This is a genomic window from Streptomyces sp. NBC_01217, assembly GCF_035994185.1.
Classification (GTDB): domain Bacteria; phylum Actinomycetota; class Actinomycetes; order Streptomycetales; family Streptomycetaceae; genus Streptomyces.
Map to the genome: position 1 here is coordinate 746,096 of NZ_CP108538.1, position 15,516 is coordinate 761,611.

Below are 15,516 nucleotides of genomic sequence, written 5' to 3' on the forward strand. Positions count from 1 at the left end.
CCCTTCGTAACACGGAACGATCACCCCTGGCCAGAGGTGGCGGTGCCCGGTGGGGGCGGATGTGGCGCTTCCCGCCCCCGGCGCAGGGCGGCGACCCTTCGGTAGAGCTCGACGGCCTCCGGTCCCCGGCCGAGCTGTTCCAGGCAGTGTGCCTCGTCGTTGCGGGCGGCGAGGGTGTCGGAGTGGTCGGCGCCCAAAACACGTTCGCGGGCTTCGGCGACCCTGCGGTAGACGGTGAGGGCGTCGGCCCAGCGGCCGAGCCAGCCGAGGCCGACGGCGACCTCGCGGCGGCTGACGAGGGTGTCGGGGTGGTCGGGGCCCAGCACGCGTTCGCGGACCGCGCACACGTCGCGCGCCTCGGCGAGCGCCTCCCCCCAGCGGGCGAGGCGCCCCAGATTGACGCCGAGGCCGTGGCGGGCGCGGAGCGTCTCGGGGTCCGCGGGGCCGCTCACCCTGGTCCGGTCGTCAACGAGGGCGCGGTACAGCTCCAGGGCCTCCGCGCTGCGGCCCAGGCGGCCGAGGCTGATGCCGACCTCGTAGCGGGCGGAGAGCGTTTCGGGGTGGTCGGCGCCGAGCGATCTCGACCGGGCCCGGGCGACCTCCCGGTAGGTGTGCAGGGCCTCGGTCCAGCGGCCCAGGCGGCCGAGTGTGTACGCCACTTCGTAGAGCGTGACCAGGGTGTCGGGGTGGTCGGCGCCGAGCAGACGGCTGCGGTCCGCCGCCACGTCCCTGGCCATCCGGTACGAGTCCTCCAGGCGGCCGAGCCTGCTGAGGTTGAAGGCGAGGTTGTGGCGGCAGCGCAGGGTGTCGGGGTGGTCGGGGCCCATCGAGCGTTCCCGGGAAGCGAGGACCGCCGCGTACACCTGGTGGGCCTCGAAGTGCCGGCCGAGCCGGCCAAGGACGTACGCCATCTCCTGGCGGGCGGCGAGGGTGTCCGGGTGGTCGGGGCCCAGGGTGCGTTCGCGGCCCCGGGCGACGCGGCCGAACTCCCGCAGGGCGTCGGAGGCGCGCCCGGTGCGGCTGAGGGTGAAGCCGACCTCGTACCGGCTGGAGAGGGTGTCGGGGTGGTCGGGGCCCAGCGCGTGCTCGCGTTCGGCGGCGACCGCGCGGTGCACTTCGCCGGCCTCCTCCCAGTGGCCGAGCCTGCCCAGGTTGAGGCCCGCGCTGTGCCGGCTGGCGAGGACGGAGAGCAGTTCCGGCGAGGGTGTCGGCCGCTCGGCCCTGGGCGATGGCAGCTCACCGGTGAGGTGCCGCAGGTCGGTGCCTGTGGTCCACTCGCCGGTGAGGCCCGCGGAGTGGTCGGGCGGGGCGAGCCCGAGGTGGGCGCCGGACGCCTTGTGTCCCGTGGTCATGCCGCGGGTCCAGGACGGCAGTTCCTGCCCGGGACGCACGACGGGCACGGGCGGCGCGAGCCGTACCGGTCCCGTGGACCGGAGCTGCGGTTGTTCGCCCGTGCGCCCGACGGCGATCCGCTGCCGCAGATCGCTCGCGTCGGCGGGCCGCTCCTCGGGGGTCTTGGCCAGCAGGTCGAGGACGACGCGGTCGAAGAATCCGGGGAGTTCGGCGCGGTGGGTACGCAGTGGCTCCGGCTGGGTGTCGCGGTGGCCGACCAGGACGGACCAGGCGTCGCCGAGGTCGAACGGCGGTGCTCCGGTGGCGATCTCGTACAGGACGCAGCCCAGTGAGTAGAGGTCGCTGCGGTGATCGACATGGCCGCCGCTGATCTGCTCGGGCGACATGTAGTGCGGGGTGCCCATGGCGATGCCGGTACCGGTGAGCCGGGAGGTGAAGCCGATGTCGTGGCCGAGCCTGGCGATGCCGAAGTCGCAGATCTTCACCGTGCCGTCGGCCAGCCGCATGATGTTGGCGGGCTTGAGATCGCGGTGCACGATGCCCTGCTGATGGGTGTAGCCGAGGGCGTCGGCGACCTGCTCGGCGATGTCGACGATGTCGGGCACCGGCAGCGGATGCTGTTCGTTGTCCTCCAGGAGCTGGCTGAGGTTTCGGCCGTCGAGGAGTTCCATCACCAGATAGAGCACGCCCTCGTGCTCGCCGAAGTCGTGTACGACGGTGACACCGCGGTGCTGGAGCGCGGCCGCGACGCGGGCCTCGCGGCGGAAGCGCTCGCGCAGGATGCGGGTGAAGGACTGGTCGTGCTGGGGTCCCACCGGCTTGAGGCACTTGACGGCCACGTGACGGCCGAGCGACTCGTCATGGGCGCGCCAGACCTCGCCCATGCCCCCGCGCCCGATCAGATCGAGCAGTCGGTACCGGCTCTGGATCAGCCTGGTGTCCGCCATCGCCTGCAGTCGCCCCCGTCGCTTCGCCTACCCCTGCGCCCTCCCCGGCCCGTCCAGTATGGCGGCCCTGCTGCGCAGTTTGTACGGGGTGGGACGGCTCCCGGGGCCGAGCCGGGCCATCGCGTTCAGAATGTGACCGGGCGGGAGCCGCCAGCGCAGCCGGGAGGGAATGCAGCGCAGAACGGTTCCTGCGGTGCGCAGACGGCGGTCGACGGTGCGCACCGGCCCCACGGGTCTGCCGTACAGCTCATGGGCGTACGGAGGCAGTGACTGGTAGGCGAGTGCCGCCACGTGCCGCCACAGCAGTGCGCGCGCCGGTAGGAGCAGCGGATGGACGGGGGGACGGCACAGGAAGTCGTCGACGTCCAACGCCTCCGGGGACGCGGCGAGTTGCGGCCGCACCCGTTCGAAGTAGGCGGCGAGCTGTGCGGTGGTGGCCGGTACGTCCGCGGGGTCCAGGCCGACGAGACGGGCGCTGTGGCGGTGCTCGTCGACGTAGCGGTCGGCCTGGGCGTCGGTGAGCGGGAAGCCGGAGCGGCGTTCGACCTGGAGGTAGGAGTCGACCTCGGCGCAGTGCACCCACAGCAGCAGCTCGGGTTCGTCGACACCGTATGTCCCCCCGGTCCGCGGGTCGGTGACCTTGAGGAGCCGGTGGATCCTGCGGACCCGGGAACCCGCCTTCTCGGCCGCCTCGGTGGTGCCGTACGTGATGGTCCCGACGAACCCGGCCGTACGCATCAGCCGCCCCCAGGCGTCCTTGCGGAAGTCGGAGTTCTGCGTGACGCCGCGTACGGCGCGCGGGTGCAGCGCCTGGAGGTAGAGGGCACGCACTCCGGCGACCCACATCATCGGGTCGGCGTGCATCTGCCAGGTGACGGATTGGGGCCCGAAGAGCCCCGGGTCGGCGTCCACCATGTCCCTCGGGCCTCCCGCCATCTGCACGACGACCGTCAACCGGCTCGGGCCGGGCCGGGGTTCATCGCCGAGCATATCGCCGGTGCCCGAAGCAGCCCCCGCCTCGGATGGAACTCATTTCGCTGCCTGGCGGTGGGGTGCCGGCCGGGCTGTCTCCACGTATCAGTCATGGGGGACGACGGCGACGGGGCACCGCGCGTGATGGATGGCGGCCTGGGCCACGGGGCCCAGGTGTGACGCCAGGGCCGGACGATGCATGCGCCGGCCGACGACCAGCAGCCCGGCGCCCTCCGCGGCACGCACGACGGCCTTGGCGGGGCTTTCGAGAACGACGTTCTCGGCCACCTCCACGAGGGGGAACTTGTCGCGCCAGGGGCGCAGGGCCTGGCTGAGCTGTTTCTGCGCGTCCTGCGTGACTTCTTCCGCCACGTCGTGATCCACGCCCCAGGGCACGTAGGCATCGAGCGGCAGGCTCCGGCCATGGACGGCCAGAAGCGGCAGGCCCCGCGCCGTCGCGGTGGTGAAGGCGAATGCGAGCGGGTCGTCGCAGGAGCCGTGCAGCTTCAGTGCCACCACCACGCCGCCTTCGGGAGCCGGAGCGGACCGTGGGCCCTCTCCGCCCGTTTCGGCACGCACCAGAACCACCGGCCCTTCCGCCTCGGCCACGACCGGCAGGCTGATGTCTCCCAGGAAGTAACTCTGGAGGGGCACCAGCCCCCGCGATCCGAGCACAATCATCTCGGACTCCGAGGCCGCGCGCAGCAGTGCGTGCTCGGCGTCGTCGGCAACCAGGTTGCCGAGGACCGCGAGGCCCGGGTGGCGCGCCTGGAGCTCTGTGCGGACCTTGTGCACGATCCGCTTCGCCCAGTAGTTCTGATCCATCTCCGCGGGGGCGCGGGACGGTTCCGGCACCAGCAGGGGCCACGCGTGCAACAGGCGCAGTGTGAGCTTGCGCCGCTCGGCTTCGTCGGCAGCCCAACGGGCGGCGGCAAGGCTCTCGGGTGAGCCGTCCAGGCCCACGGTGACGACTGGCTCCATGACGACTGTCTCCGTCTCCTGACCGGCTGGAATGACGTGAACGCCTCCGCTTCCCGGACTGCTGCCGGCGCGCCGGGCACGGCCTCTTCTCATTCGAGGAGTACCCCAGATCTCCTGGCGGCGCATGCGGGGCCTGACGGGGGGCAGCGCAGGATCCGGCACGCGGCCATTGCGCCGCCCGCGGTCCCGGACGTCTCACGTGCCGGTGGGGGAACTCCGGGTGTCATCGGTCCGGTAGGTGATGTGCTCGGCGACGGAGACGACGCCGTCGACGCTCCGGCACAGCCGGTCGACGATGGGAATCAGGCTCTTGAACTCGACGGAGCCGCTGAGGACGACCTGCCCCTCGCTCACCTCGGCCGTCACCGCCGAAGGGGCGAAGCCCATCGTCCGCTGCAGCACATCCCGGTCGATCTCTTCGTGGATGGCGTCGTCACGGCGCAGGAAGACCCGCAGCAGGTCGCTGCGGCTGACGATGCCCAGCAACTTGTCGGTCTCGTCCACGACGGGCAGACGTTTGACGTTCTGCACCTCCATGAGGCGGGCCGCCTCCACCACGGTCCACTCCGGACGCGCACACACCGCGGGAGCCGACATCAGCTCCTCGGCCCTGGCTCCCTCCGCCTTGGCCCGTTCCCACGCCTCCAGATGCGGGATCGGTGTGCGGCCGGACGGATCGGCCTGGTCGGCCGACTTGCGCAACAGGTCGGCCTCGGACACCAGCCCCATGGGACGGTCCAGCTCGTCCACCACGGGTACCGCGGTGACATCGTTCTCCGCCAACAGTTTGACGATCTCCTTGAAGGGCAGGTCACGGCGCGCCCGGACGACCCCCCTGGTCATGAGCTCCGCGACCGTTCGGTGGCGCATACAGCTTCTCCCTTCGGGATGTGACAACCGGTACGGGCCCGTTCCCGGGACCGGTGGGCCCTGGGCCGGCCCCCTCGGCCCCTCGGAATCGGGGCCGTTCATCCCATGCGGCGACACGCCGCGCGTGGGACGTTGGGTACAGAGACATCATGAGGAAACGGCGGCGATCATGCGAGCTCACCTCGGCGATCAACTTGTTGTCGAAAGCCCGGCCACCGGCGCGAGCGGACGCGACGGCGAGATTGTCGGACTCCACCACGACGATGGAACTCCGCCCTACGATGTGCACTGGTCGGACACCGGCCAGGTGACACTCGTTTTCCCCGGGCCCGACGCCCACATCCGTCACCTTGAGCACCAAACCGGGGCGGCCCAGGGGCTCGACCGGCCGGGCGACGGGACACCCAACCCCGGCGACATCGGTCGGCGTGTGGCCGATGAACGCAGACGGCAGGGGCTGAGCCGCACGGAGACGGCCCGCCGCGCCAGAATGGCGCCGAACTACCTCGCGTACCTCGAAGAACAGCCGGCCGACCCGAGTCTGGCCACTCTCATCAACCTGGCCGCCGCGCTGGGCACCAGCGTCGCGGCCCTGCGCGGAGGCGGCATCGATCTGCCGCCCGGCAGGGGCCAGGCACTCGTGCACCCCCGGCTGCAGGACCTCGGCCCCGACGAATGCCGCGCCCGGCTCTCCACGCACGGCGTAGGACGTATCGCGCTGTCGACGCCCGACGGTCCGGCGGTCCTTCCGGTGAACTACGAGGTCATCGATGACGCGATCGCCTTCCGGACGGCGCCCGACTCCGTGCCTGCGTCGGCCGCGGGCAAGGAGGTCGCCTTCGAGGTCGACCACCTGGACGAGGCAATGAGCCAGGGCTGGAGCGTGCTCGCTGTGGGCCCCGCCCGGCTCGTCACGGAGCCCGACGCGGTGCGGCGGCTCGCCGATCACGCCCACACCTCACCCTGGGCGGGAGGCGATCGCGAGACGTGGGTGTCCATCCGGCCCATACGCCTCACGGGGCGGCGCATCAGCGCGGGTGACCGGTGAGCGGCAACGGACCACGGTCCGCCATGCGCACAGGTACGGCGGATCGACACGCAGAAACCGCAAGGAAGGAAACGGCCATGAACACCGCACGGGAGATCATGCACGCCGGCACCACCTGCGTCCAGGAGAACGAGACACTGGCGGACGCGGCACGCCGGATGAGTGAACTGGACGTCGGAGCCCTCCCGATCTGTGGGCCGGACGACCGGCTCCACGGGATCATCACCGACCGTGACATCGTGGTGAAGTGTCTCGCCAAGGGCAAGGACCCCGCGATCATGACCGCGGGCCAGCTCGCACAGGGAAAGCCGATCACGATCGATGCCGAGGCCGATACGGACCAGGTCCTGCAGGCCATGGAGGAGCACCGGATCCGGCGGCTGCCGGTCATCGACAACCATCGCCTGGTCGGCATGATCAGCGAGGCCGACCTCGCCCGCCGCCTGCCGGAGGAGCAGGTGGGCCACTTCGTCGAGGTCGTCTGCGCGACCGCCTGAGCGTTCACCCGCGGGCCGGGGCCCCCATTCGGCGCCGAATGCTTGACTTCGGACACGGTTTCGTCCGTAACGTCGTCCCATGGCAGAGGAGAAAGAGGCGGGCAGACCCGAAAAGCTGCCCCGCCCGCTGTACGAACGCGAGCTGTACCGGCTCCAGACCGAACTGGTGAAACTCCAGGAGTGGGTACGGACCGAAGGCGCACGGCTCGTCGTGGTGTTCGAGGGACGTGACGCGGCGGGCAAGGGCAGCACGATCAAGCGTGTCACCGAACACCTCAACCCCCGAGTGGCACGCATCGTCGCACTCCCCCGGCCGACCGAGCGCGAGCGCAGCCAGTGGTATTTCCAGCGCTATACCGAGTACCTTCCGGCCGCGGGGGAAGTGGTTCTGCTCGACCGGAGCTGGTACAACCGCGCGGGCGTGGAACGCGTCATGGGTTTTTGCACCATGGAGGAACACCAGCGGTTCCTCCGCCAGTGCCCGATCTTCGAACGGATGCTGGTGGAGGACGGCATTCTGCTGCGCAAATACTGGTTCTCCGTGAGCGACGAGGTGCAGGAGGAGCGGTTCCGGCGCAGGCTGAAGGATCCCACCCGCCGGTGGAAGCTCTCGCCGATGGATCTGGAATCGATCACCCGCTGGGAGGCGTACTCGCGGGCGAAGGACGAGATGTTCGTCCATACGGACATCACGGAGGCACCCTGGTATGTCGTCGAGAGCGACGACAAGCGCCGGGCCCGGCTGAACATGATCGCCCATCTGCTGTCGACCGTGCCGTACGAGACGGTGACCGCCCCGGTGATCGAGCTGCCCCCGCGACCTGAGGCCACCGGCTACGAACGGCCGCCGCGGACGCTTCAGACATACGTCCCCGACCACGCGTCAGAACTCAGGGGGTGAGACGTCGGCGGGGCAGTCGTAGGCTGCAAAAACAGCAAGCGTCCTGGCCCCTGGGCCGGACGGAACCTCCACAGGGGCCGGTCGGCCCCTGTCCGTGAACCGGCTGTCCGGCAAAGCTGGAGGCGGAGTCCACAGAGGAGATCACCGATGAGCGCTTCCCCGACTCGCATCACCTCAGCCCTGCCCGCCCAGTACCGAGCCCGCCTCATGCCGCTCGCACGGGAGGTCAACTTCGCCCAGGGAACCCGGCTCTTCCATGAGGGAGACCACGCGGACCGGTTCTGGATCCTGCGCTCGGGCACTGTCACGCTGGATTTCCGCGTACCGGGCAGTTCCCCGGCAGTGATCGAGAATCTCGGTCCCGGTGAACTGGTGGGCTGGGCCTGGCTGTTCGAACCCCACGTCTGGCACCTCGGCGCCGAGGCCATGACACCTGTGCGTACCCATGAGTTCGATGCGGCGGCCGTGCGCATGATGATGGACGCCGATCCCGCCTTCGGTTCGGCCGTCGGCCATTGGGTCGGGCAGGTTCTCGCCCACCGGCTGCAGGCCGCTCGGATCCGCCTGCTCGACCTGTACGCCCCGCACGGCAGCGGCAGCGTCCTGTGACGAACGCCGCCGGGCCGCCGCGACATCCCCACCCGAGGAGCACCTCATGGCCGCATCCCGGTACACCGTCAGCGACGTCATGACCCACACGGCTGTGGCCATAGGCCGCGAGGCCTCGTACAAGGAGATCGTCGAGCTGATGCATCAGTGGAGGGTCAGTGCCGTGCCGGTCCTCGAAGGGGAGGGCCGCGTCGTCGGGGTCGTCTCCGAGGCGGACCTGCTGCCGAAGGAGGAATTCCGGCAGGACGACCCGAAGCTGCCCGACCAGATCGAGGAGGCGTCCAAGGCCGACGCCGTGCTGGCCGAGGAGCTCATGTCGAGTCCGGCTGTCACCGTCCACGCCGACTCCACGCTCGCCGAGGCTGCCCGCATCATGGCGCGCAAGCGGGTGAAACGTCTGCCCGTCGTGAACAGCCTCGGCATGCTGGAGGGCGTTGTGAGCCGTAGCGACCTGCTGAAGGTGTTCCTGCGCCCGGACGAGGAGATCGACGAGGAGATCCGGAGCGCGGTTCTCGCGGAACTCGCCCCTGTGGACCGGCTGGAGTTCTCGGTGCTGGACGGTGTCGTCACCCTGCGGGGCCCGGTCCGCAACCGTTCCCTGGTGCCGCTTCTGGCTCGGGCCGTTCGCGCGGTCGAAGGCGTCGTGGACGTGCGCATGGAACTGGCCTGACGTACGCGGCCCTGACGTACACGGCAGGGATCGGGAGATTGGATTCAGCGGATTCACGCGGGCGGAACCGTGATCACCGGGCAGTGTGCCCGGTGCAGCAGTCCATGGACGACGGAACCGAGCCACATGCCCGAGTAGCCGCCCCTGCCACGACGGCCCACGACGACGGCCAGGGCGTGCTCGGACGCCGCGGCCAGCTCCTCCACCGGATGTCCGATCGCCACCTCGTGGGTCAGGTGCACCTGCGGGTACTTCACCGACCAGCCCGCCGTGGTCTCGCAGAGCATGCGCCGCTGATCCTGCACGGCGGCCTGCTCGTCGTGGGCCATGAAAACGGGCGGCTGCCACACGGAGACGGCGCGGAGCGCGGCTCCACGGAAGTCGGCTGCTTCGAAGGCCAGTGCCAGCGCCGCTTTCGAGGACTCGCTGCCGTCGATTCCCACGACGAAGTGGGGCGGCTGCTGGGTGACGTGTTCCGGATCGCCCACGACCACCACGGGGCAGCGTGCCTGCGCCGTGACCGGAACGACGACGGAACCGGCGCTGACGTGCTCCGCCATACGGCTCAGGTGCCGGGACCCGAGGACGACCATCCGCGCCCGTCCGGACAGCCGGCCGATCACCGCGACCGGGGAACCGTCGATCAGGTCGATGGCCGGGCGCAGTTGCGGATGGCGCGCCAGGGCCCATTCGGCCGCCTCCTGGAGCGCGGTCGACCCGGTTCGGAGCATGGTCCTTTCCCGCAGGCCGGCACCGCCGTGACGCGTGTCCTGCGCCGGAGGTACCGCGACGACGAGCCGGAGCTCCAGCCCGCGTCGTTGTGCCTCGTCCGCCGCCCAGGCCAACGGCAGGTGCCAGTTCCTGCCCGGGTCGATACCGACGACGAGCTCACGTCGTTCACCGGCGCCGTTCATGACTCGCTCCCGTGTCCGGGCCCGTGCCGCGGCATGAGCAGCACGGGACAGTGCGCGTGGTGCAGCAGGCTGTGTGTCGCCCGCCCGAGGGTGGGGCCGATGTAACCGGGCGACCGCCGCCCGCCCATCACCAGAAGATCCGCGTGGTGCGACGCCTCCACCAGGACACCGGCCACGGACAGGCTCTTCTCGGCATCCGCCTGCACGGTCAGGGCCGGGAATTCGTCACGGATCCGGTCCGCCACGGCGATCAGGTGATGGACGCGTTCGCCGACGATCGCCTCGACGTCGTCGAGCATGGTCACGGCGAGTCCGGCGGAGTCGAGAATGTTCCATACGTGCAGCAGCCGCAGCGAGGCCTTACGGATCTCCGCTTCGCGCGCCGCGTACCGGGCGCATTCGGCGTCGTGCTCGTCACGGACCGCGACGAGCACGACTCCGGTCTCGTCGCCGTCGTCGATGCCCCGGACCACGACGACGGGCGTCGTGGCGGTTGCGGCGGCCTGCAGACCGACCGATCCGAGCATGAGGTATTTGAACCCACCGAGACCGCGGTTGCCCACCACGACCGTGCCATGGAGGCCGGCGATCCGCTGCAGGCTGGGGACAGGCGCGCTGCGGCTGAATTCCGTGGTGACCTGCAGGCCCGGGTGCAGGTCCCCGACAGCGGCGGCAGTCTCCTGCAACAGTTCTCGGCCCGCGCTGCGGATGCTCTCGAAGCTCTCCTGCGAAAGCTGCAGTGCCCGGCTGTCCGTGTCGGTCGCGTGGACGATACGCAGCGGGCTTTCCCGGCGTGCGGCCTCGGCCGCTGCCCAGAGTGCTGCCCTGCGGGCCTGCTCGGAGCCGTCGACGCCGACGACGACGGAACCCGGTTCCGGGCTGCCGGTGGTGCCTTCCATGGTTCCTCCTCGACGAGGGCCATCAGAGGGTCAGCTCTCACACTGGCACCAAGAGACCCGCGTGGAGAGGGCCGCTCAGGACCGTCCGGGGGCCCATCCGGCCCTCCTCGTCCCGGTACGGCCCGGCGGATCATGGATTTCGAACGGCCTTTGGCATCGCGTCCGTGTGGATCTCCGTGAGACGGCAGGGGGTGCCTCCATGAAGCACATCAAAGTGGGAGACCTGATGACCGACGAGGTCGTCTCCGTCCTCCCGGTCACCTCCTTCAAGGAAGTCGCGAAGCTGCTCGCGGAGCACGATGTCAGCGGGCTGCCCGTGCTCGACGAGGAGGACCGGGTGGTCGGGGTCGTCTCCGAGAGCGACCTGGTCGCCCGGCAGGCGACGGGGCATCCGGTGACGGGCGACGCTCGCGGCACCGCCGCCGGTACCGCGGTCCCGTCCATGGCGGAATTCACCGCCGCCGAGGTCATGTCGACACCGGCGGTGACCGTCCACGCGGAGGAGACCGCACCGGACGCCGCCCGGCTGATGACCCGCCGCGGCGTGGAGCGGCTGCCGGTCGTGGACGACGAGGACCGGCTCGTCGGCATCGTCACGCGCCGGGATCTGCTGCGGCTCTTCCTGCGGCCCGACGCGGAGATACGACGCCGCATCGTCGACGAGGTGCTGGAGGGCGCCATGGAACTCGCAGCCGACTCGGTCGCCGTCCATGTGGTGGATGGCGTCGTCACCCTGGAGGGCCGGCTGGAGGACCCGAGCCACATCGCGATCCTGACCCGCCTCGTGGAACAGCTCGACGGGGTGGTCGCGGTCGTGGACCATGTGACCGCGCACGTGGATGCCCCCGTCTCCCCTTCCCCGCAGCGTGCCGCGCACGGGCGGTCCGCGAAGTCGTGAGACCTTCGGGAATCCAGTCGCCGCGTCCGCACGGTGGGGCCGCCCGGCCCCACATGGGGCCACATGGCCCCTCCTGCGCCTCTGCTCGCACGGCGAGGCTGGGTACAGAGAGCAGGCCTGCGGCACACAGGAGGTTCCCGCTGTGAAAGACCTTGTGACCGTCGGTGTCGATGGCTCCCCCGCGAGCCGGGCCGCCGCCGTTTGGGGTGCCCGGGAGGCGGCCTTGCGGAAGGTGCCGCTCAGGCTCGTCCATGTCATCGACTGGCCCATCAGCCCCGCCGTTCCACGGCTGGGCCGCGAGACGGCCGACCGATGGGCCGACGAGGCGCTCAACGAGGCCCTGGAGGAAGTACGCCGCCGGCACCCTGATCTGGAGACCAGCACCCGGTCCCTCTCCGGCAGGCCGGCCGCCTCCCTGGCCGTCGAAGCCGCCGACGCCGGCCTGCTCGTCCTCGGCTCCCGCGGACTGGGCAGTCTGGTGGGCTTCCTCGTCGGCTCGGTGGGCACGGCGACACTCGTGGCCACCGATACACCCGTGGTCCTCGTGCGGGTGGCCGATGAACCGGAGGACGCCGAGCCCACCCCGTACGGCGAGATCGTCGTGGGTGTCGATGACAACGACGCCCCCGACCGGGTTCTCGCCTTCGCCTTCGAGGAGGCCGCCCGTCGCGGCTGCGCCCTGCGGGCGATCCACGGCTGGAAGCTGCCACCCGCCTACAGGTCTTTCCCGTACGTCGACTCCGACGAAGAACGGGCGGCGGGCCGGAGTGCCGCGCAGCTGCTGGACGAAGTGCTGCTGCCCTGGCGCCGCAAGTTCCCGTCGGTGAGCGTGGACCAAAAGGCGTTCATGGGATCCGCGGGCAGCCAGCTCGTCCAGGCAGCGGCGGGCGCGGACCTCGTCGTCGTCGGCCGGCACCTGCGCCGCTCCCCACTCGGCGCGCACCTCGGACCGGTGACCCACGCCGTCCTGCATCACGCCACCGCCCCCGTGGCCGTCGTCGCCCACGACTGACGGCCCCGCACGAAAGGGAATTCGGACCATGCTCCATCGCACTGTCTCCGAAGTCATGACCCGGGACGTGGCAACGGCCAGCCCCGAGGCGTCGCTCAAAACGGTCGCCTGGAGTCTCGACTACAACCATGTCTCGGCCCTGCCCGTCGTGGACACCCGCCACCACCCCATCGGCGTCATCTCCGAAGCCGATCTCCTGCGCAGGCAGGCCGGTCTGCCCGACACGGAGGGCCGTGACCAGATGCGCCGGACGCCGGACATGGACCGCCACACCATGGAGGCCCGCACCGCGGGCGATCTGATGTCCACCCCCGTGCTGACGGCCCGGCCCGACTGGGGCATCGTCGAGACTGCCCGCTTCCTGCACGAGCGGGACGTCAAACGCCTTCCGGTGGTCGATGACACCGGAACGCTCGTGGGCATCGTCAGCCGCTCCGACCTGTTGCGCCCCATGCTCCGCCGCGACGATGCCATACACGACGAGATCGTCGACGAGGTGCTGGGCCGGACCCTGCGGATGACCCCGAGCGGCGTCACTGCAACCGTACGAGAAGGTGTCGTCGCCTTGAGCGGCACGGTTGAGGAGCGCTCGAGCATCCCGGTCATCGAGAGCCTGTGCCTGTCCGTCGACGGTGTCGTCAGCGTCGACCAGTCGCTCGGATACGTCGTGGACGATCTGTCGCCGGATCCTGGACCGGCGCGTGAGACCGGCGACCGGTGAGCGCCCACGTCATGGGGCGGAAGGAGCCGACCTCCATGAAGCATCTGCGTACGGTCGACGACGTCATGACGCACGCCGTCGTCTCGGTGAACCGCAAGGCGACGTTCAAGGAAATCGTGGAGACCATGCGGCAATGGCGGATCAGCGCCCTGCCCGTCCTGTCGGACGATGGACGGGTCGTCGGCGTGGTCTCCGAAGCCGACCTCCTGCCCAAGGCGCAGGGCGGGGACGAATCCCATGCCGTCTTGGCCGGTCAGGTGATGACCGTACCCGCCGTGACGGTGACCCGGGACGCGGGCATCTCGGGTGCCGCCCGGCTGATGGCCCGCGGCCGCTTCAAGCGGCTGCCGGTCGTCGACGACGACGGCCGTCCGGTCGGGGTGGTCAGCCGGGGTGATCTGCTGAAGATCTACCTCCGCCCGGACGAGGACATCGCCGAGGAGCTGCGCGAGCTGATCATGGCTCAGCTCGTCCCGGCCGGCTCGGCGGCCGTGCACGTCCATGTGTCCGACGGCATGGTCCGTCTGCACGGCACGATCCCCGACCCGTCACTCGGTGACGTGCTGGTGCGCCTCACACGCACGGTGCCGGGAGTCGTGGACGTGACGGCCCGGTTCGACGCCGATGTTTTGGCGTGAAGGAGAGCGACGATGAGGCATCGCAGCGTCCTCGACCTCATGACACCGACGGCCGTCAGCGTCCAGCGCGGCACCACGTTCAAGGAGATCGCCCGGCTCCTCGACGAGTACGGCGTCACGGCCGTGCCCGTCGTGGACGAGAAGGATCGTCCCGTGGGAGTCGTCTCCGAGGCTGACCTGCTCCACAGGCGCGACTCCGGCGCCGGCGCGAACACCGCCGTCGGTCTCATGAGCCATCCGGCGATCACCGCGGAGCCCGAGTGGAGCGCCGTCCGCGCGGCCCGCGTCATGGAGAAGCACAAGGTCAAGCGCCTCCCGGTCGTCGACGGCGAGGGCCGGCTCATCGGAGTCCTCAGCCGCAGCGACCTCCTGCAGCTCTTCCTGCGCAGGGACCGTGCGATCCAGGAGGAGATCCTCGAAGACGTCCTGACCCACACGCTCGGGCTCAATCCCTCGTCACTGACCGTCGAAGTGGCCGATGGCCTCGTGACCCTCAGCGGCACCGTGGGACGGCGCAGCCTCGTCCCCGTCGTCCTGTGTCTGTGCCGGAGCGTCGACGGAGTCGTGGACGTGATCGACCGGCTCGGATACGAGCAGGACGACATGCCGGTGGATACCGGAACGGGCGCCTAGCGGCGGAAGAGGGCAATGATTCATCGACAAGTCCGGCCCTGTCCGAGAGAGGTCATCATGGACCAACGCATTGTCGTCGGCCTCGACGGATCCCCAGAGAGCGTCGCTGCGACCCATTGGGCCGCACGGGAGGCACTCCTGCGCGGCCTGCCGCTGCACCTCGTACATGCCGAGGAGTGGTCATCGCCCCCCGGCGTTCCTGCCGCCAGGTCCGATGTGCCCCGGCAGTGGGCGGACAACCTCCTGCGCCAAGCCTCCGACGGGCTCCGGGAGAAGCACCCCCGACTGGACATCAGCATCCGGTCGTTCGACGGCCGGCCGGCCGATTCCCTGGCCGATGTCGCGGCCACCTCGGGGATGCTGGTTCTCGGCTCCCGAGGGCTCGGCACGCTCAGGGGCTTCGTTCTCGGTTCCGTCGGCATGGCCGTCATCCACGCCGTGGAAAAGCCCGTCGTCCTGGTGCGGGCGACAAAGGACGCACTGCCGCACGCCCAGGGAGACCACTTGGACCGTGACATGGTCGTGGGCATCGACATCAGCCGGCCGTGCGACGCCCTCCTCGCCTTCGCATTCGACGAGGCATCACGGCGGGCCTGCACACTCCATGCACTGCACTGCTGGATGCTGCCCCCTCTGGTGGGGTCGGGAGCCGCGTACGATCCGGAAACCAACGCGCAGATCGCCGAGAGCCTGAACACCGGCCTGAACGACATGCTGAAGCCCTGGCGGGACAGATACCCGGCCGTCGACGTCGACGCGCAGGTGACGGTCGGACACGCTTCCCAGCAACTGCTGGAGAAGAGCGCCGAAGCGGGTCTCGTGATCGTCGGCCGTCGCATCCGTCAGTCCTCGCTCGGCGCGCACATCGGCCCGATCACTCACGCGATGCTCCATCACTCCACCGCGCCCGTCGCCGTCATCGCCCACGAATGAGGTCCCGCGGCACCGTGCCC

The 15,516-nt window shown here is 70.2% G+C and carries 17 protein-coding genes; 11 read left to right on the forward strand and 6 right to left on the reverse strand.

All coding sequences use genetic code 11. The annotated features are described in order from the left end of the window. Positions 1-20: 20 nt before the first annotated feature. The 4 genes from OG507_RS03060 to OG507_RS03075 form a co-directional block, all read right to left on the reverse strand. Positions 21-2,300, reverse strand: a complete 2,280-nt coding sequence (locus tag OG507_RS03060) for a serine/threonine-protein kinase (protein ID WP_327365554.1) — start codon at positions 2,298-2,300, stop codon at positions 21-23. Between the two features lie 27 nt (positions 2,301-2,327). Continuing rightward, the gene (locus OG507_RS03065) at positions 2,328-3,215 is read right to left on the reverse strand and encodes an oxygenase MpaB family protein (RefSeq protein WP_327365555.1); all 888 of its coding nucleotides are present in this window, start codon (positions 3,213-3,215) and stop codon (positions 2,328-2,330) included. A gap of 162 nt (positions 3,216-3,377) precedes the next feature. Then, positions 3,378-4,253 (reverse strand): universal stress protein, encoded by an 876-nt coding sequence (locus OG507_RS03070; RefSeq protein ID WP_327365556.1) that lies wholly within the window; start codon positions 4,251-4,253, stop codon positions 3,378-3,380. 195 nt (positions 4,254-4,448) lie between these two features. Further along, the gene (locus OG507_RS03075) at positions 4,449-5,123 is read right to left on the reverse strand and encodes a CBS domain-containing protein (RefSeq protein WP_327365557.1); all 675 of its coding nucleotides are present in this window, start codon (positions 5,121-5,123) and stop codon (positions 4,449-4,451) included. Positions 5,124-5,292: 169 nt separating this feature from the next. Here OG507_RS03075 and OG507_RS03080 point away from each other — a divergent pair, with 169 nt between their 5' ends. From OG507_RS03080 to OG507_RS03100, 5 genes are all read left to right on the forward strand, one after another. Then, positions 5,293-6,171, forward strand: coding sequence for a DUF1918 domain-containing protein (locus tag OG507_RS03080; protein ID WP_327365558.1), 879 nt, complete (start codon positions 5,293-5,295; stop codon positions 6,169-6,171). A 77-nt stretch (positions 6,172-6,248) separates the two neighbouring features. Beyond that, the gene (locus OG507_RS03085) at positions 6,249-6,668 is read left to right on the forward strand and encodes a CBS domain-containing protein (RefSeq protein ID WP_327365559.1); all 420 of its coding nucleotides are present in this window, start codon (positions 6,249-6,251) and stop codon (positions 6,666-6,668) included. A gap of 79 nt (positions 6,669-6,747) precedes the next feature. Then, complete coding sequence (ppk2, locus tag OG507_RS03090) at positions 6,748-7,569, forward strand: polyphosphate kinase 2 (RefSeq protein ID WP_327365560.1); 822 nt, start codon at positions 6,748-6,750, stop codon at positions 7,567-7,569. A gap of 147 nt (positions 7,570-7,716) precedes the next feature. After that, complete coding sequence (locus tag OG507_RS03095; RefSeq protein ID WP_327365561.1) at positions 7,717-8,178, forward strand: cyclic nucleotide-binding domain-containing protein; 462 nt, start codon at positions 7,717-7,719, stop codon at positions 8,176-8,178. A gap of 46 nt (positions 8,179-8,224) precedes the next feature. After that, positions 8,225-8,848, forward strand: coding sequence for a CBS domain-containing protein (locus OG507_RS03100; RefSeq protein ID WP_327365562.1), 624 nt, complete (start codon positions 8,225-8,227; stop codon positions 8,846-8,848). A gap of 53 nt (positions 8,849-8,901) precedes the next feature. Here OG507_RS03100 and OG507_RS03105 read toward each other — a convergent pair whose 3' ends face one another. Further along, positions 8,902-9,762: a universal stress protein gene (locus OG507_RS03105; protein WP_327365563.1), complete on the reverse strand. Its 861-nt coding sequence runs from the start codon at positions 9,760-9,762 to the stop codon at positions 8,902-8,904. Continuing rightward, positions 9,759-10,661, reverse strand: coding sequence for a universal stress protein (locus tag OG507_RS03110; protein ID WP_327365564.1), 903 nt, complete (start codon positions 10,659-10,661; stop codon positions 9,759-9,761). Before OG507_RS03110 ends, OG507_RS03105 begins: the two co-directional genes overlap by 4 nt. Before the next feature lie 199 nt (positions 10,662-10,860). Between OG507_RS03110 and OG507_RS03115 the strand changes: the two genes are divergently transcribed. The 6 genes from OG507_RS03115 (at position 10,861) to OG507_RS03140 (ending at position 15,496) form a co-directional block, all read left to right on the forward strand. Next, on the forward strand, positions 10,861-11,559 hold the full coding sequence (locus OG507_RS03115) for a CBS domain-containing protein (RefSeq protein WP_327365565.1): 699 nt from the start codon (positions 10,861-10,863) through the stop codon (positions 11,557-11,559). A 142-nt stretch (positions 11,560-11,701) separates the two neighbouring features. Beyond that, positions 11,702-12,571, forward strand: coding sequence for a universal stress protein (locus OG507_RS03120; RefSeq protein ID WP_327365566.1), 870 nt, complete (start codon positions 11,702-11,704; stop codon positions 12,569-12,571). Between the two features lie 28 nt (positions 12,572-12,599). Beyond that, positions 12,600-13,292 carry a CBS domain-containing protein gene (locus OG507_RS03125; RefSeq protein ID WP_327365567.1) on the forward strand — a complete coding sequence of 231 codons (693 nt, stop codon included), beginning with the start codon at positions 12,600-12,602 and terminating at the stop codon, positions 13,290-13,292. Positions 13,293-13,327: 35 nt separating this feature from the next. Beyond that, on the forward strand, positions 13,328-13,930 hold the full coding sequence (locus OG507_RS03130; RefSeq protein WP_327365568.1) for a CBS domain-containing protein: 603 nt from the start codon (positions 13,328-13,330) through the stop codon (positions 13,928-13,930). Positions 13,931-13,942: 12 nt separating this feature from the next. After that, positions 13,943-14,563: a CBS domain-containing protein gene (locus tag OG507_RS03135; RefSeq protein ID WP_327365569.1), complete on the forward strand. Its 621-nt coding sequence runs from the start codon at positions 13,943-13,945 to the stop codon at positions 14,561-14,563. A 57-nt stretch (positions 14,564-14,620) separates the two neighbouring features. After that, a complete protein-coding gene (locus OG507_RS03140; protein WP_327365570.1) occupies positions 14,621-15,496 on the forward strand; it encodes a universal stress protein in 876 nt (291 codons plus the stop codon). Positions 15,497-15,516 lie beyond the last annotated feature (20 nt).

What these genes read in the sequence shown, in the direction of transcription:
- OG507_RS03130 (WP_327365568.1), top strand. Translation starts at nt 13,328, where the DNA reads ATGAAGCATCTGCGTACGGTCGACGACGTCATGACGCACGCCGTCGTC.
- ppk2 (WP_327365560.1), top strand. Translation starts at nt 6,748, where the DNA reads ATGGCAGAGGAGAAAGAGGCGGGCAGACCCGAAAAGCTGCCCCGCCCG.
- OG507_RS03060 (WP_327365554.1), bottom strand. Translation starts at nt 2,300, where the DNA reads ATGGCGGACACCAGGCTGATCCAGAGCCGGTACCGACTGCTCGATCTG.
- OG507_RS03135 (WP_327365569.1), top strand. Translation starts at nt 13,943, where the DNA reads ATGAGGCATCGCAGCGTCCTCGACCTCATGACACCGACGGCCGTCAGC.
- OG507_RS03080 (WP_327365558.1), top strand. Translation starts at nt 5,293, where the DNA reads ATGCGAGCTCACCTCGGCGATCAACTTGTTGTCGAAAGCCCGGCCACC.
- OG507_RS03075 (WP_327365557.1), bottom strand. Translation starts at nt 5,123, where the DNA reads ATGCGCCACCGAACGGTCGCGGAGCTCATGACCAGGGGGGTCGTCCGG.
- OG507_RS03070 (WP_327365556.1), bottom strand. Translation starts at nt 4,253, where the DNA reads ATGGAGCCAGTCGTCACCGTGGGCCTGGACGGCTCACCCGAGAGCCTT.
- OG507_RS03125 (WP_327365567.1), top strand. Translation starts at nt 12,600, where the DNA reads ATGCTCCATCGCACTGTCTCCGAAGTCATGACCCGGGACGTGGCAACG.
- OG507_RS03085 (WP_327365559.1), top strand. Translation starts at nt 6,249, where the DNA reads ATGAACACCGCACGGGAGATCATGCACGCCGGCACCACCTGCGTCCAG.
- OG507_RS03105 (WP_327365563.1), bottom strand. Translation starts at nt 9,762, where the DNA reads ATGAACGGCGCCGGTGAACGACGTGAGCTCGTCGTCGGTATCGACCCG.
- OG507_RS03140 (WP_327365570.1), top strand. Translation starts at nt 14,621, where the DNA reads ATGGACCAACGCATTGTCGTCGGCCTCGACGGATCCCCAGAGAGCGTC.
- OG507_RS03065 (WP_327365555.1), bottom strand. Translation starts at nt 3,215, where the DNA reads ATGGTGGACGCCGACCCGGGGCTCTTCGGGCCCCAATCCGTCACCTGG.
- OG507_RS03100 (WP_327365562.1), top strand. Translation starts at nt 8,225, where the DNA reads ATGGCCGCATCCCGGTACACCGTCAGCGACGTCATGACCCACACGGCT.
- OG507_RS03095 (WP_327365561.1), top strand. Translation starts at nt 7,717, where the DNA reads ATGAGCGCTTCCCCGACTCGCATCACCTCAGCCCTGCCCGCCCAGTAC.
- OG507_RS03115 (WP_327365565.1), top strand. Translation starts at nt 10,861, where the DNA reads ATGAAGCACATCAAAGTGGGAGACCTGATGACCGACGAGGTCGTCTCC.
- OG507_RS03110 (WP_327365564.1), bottom strand. Translation starts at nt 10,661, where the DNA reads ATGGAAGGCACCACCGGCAGCCCGGAACCGGGTTCCGTCGTCGTCGGC.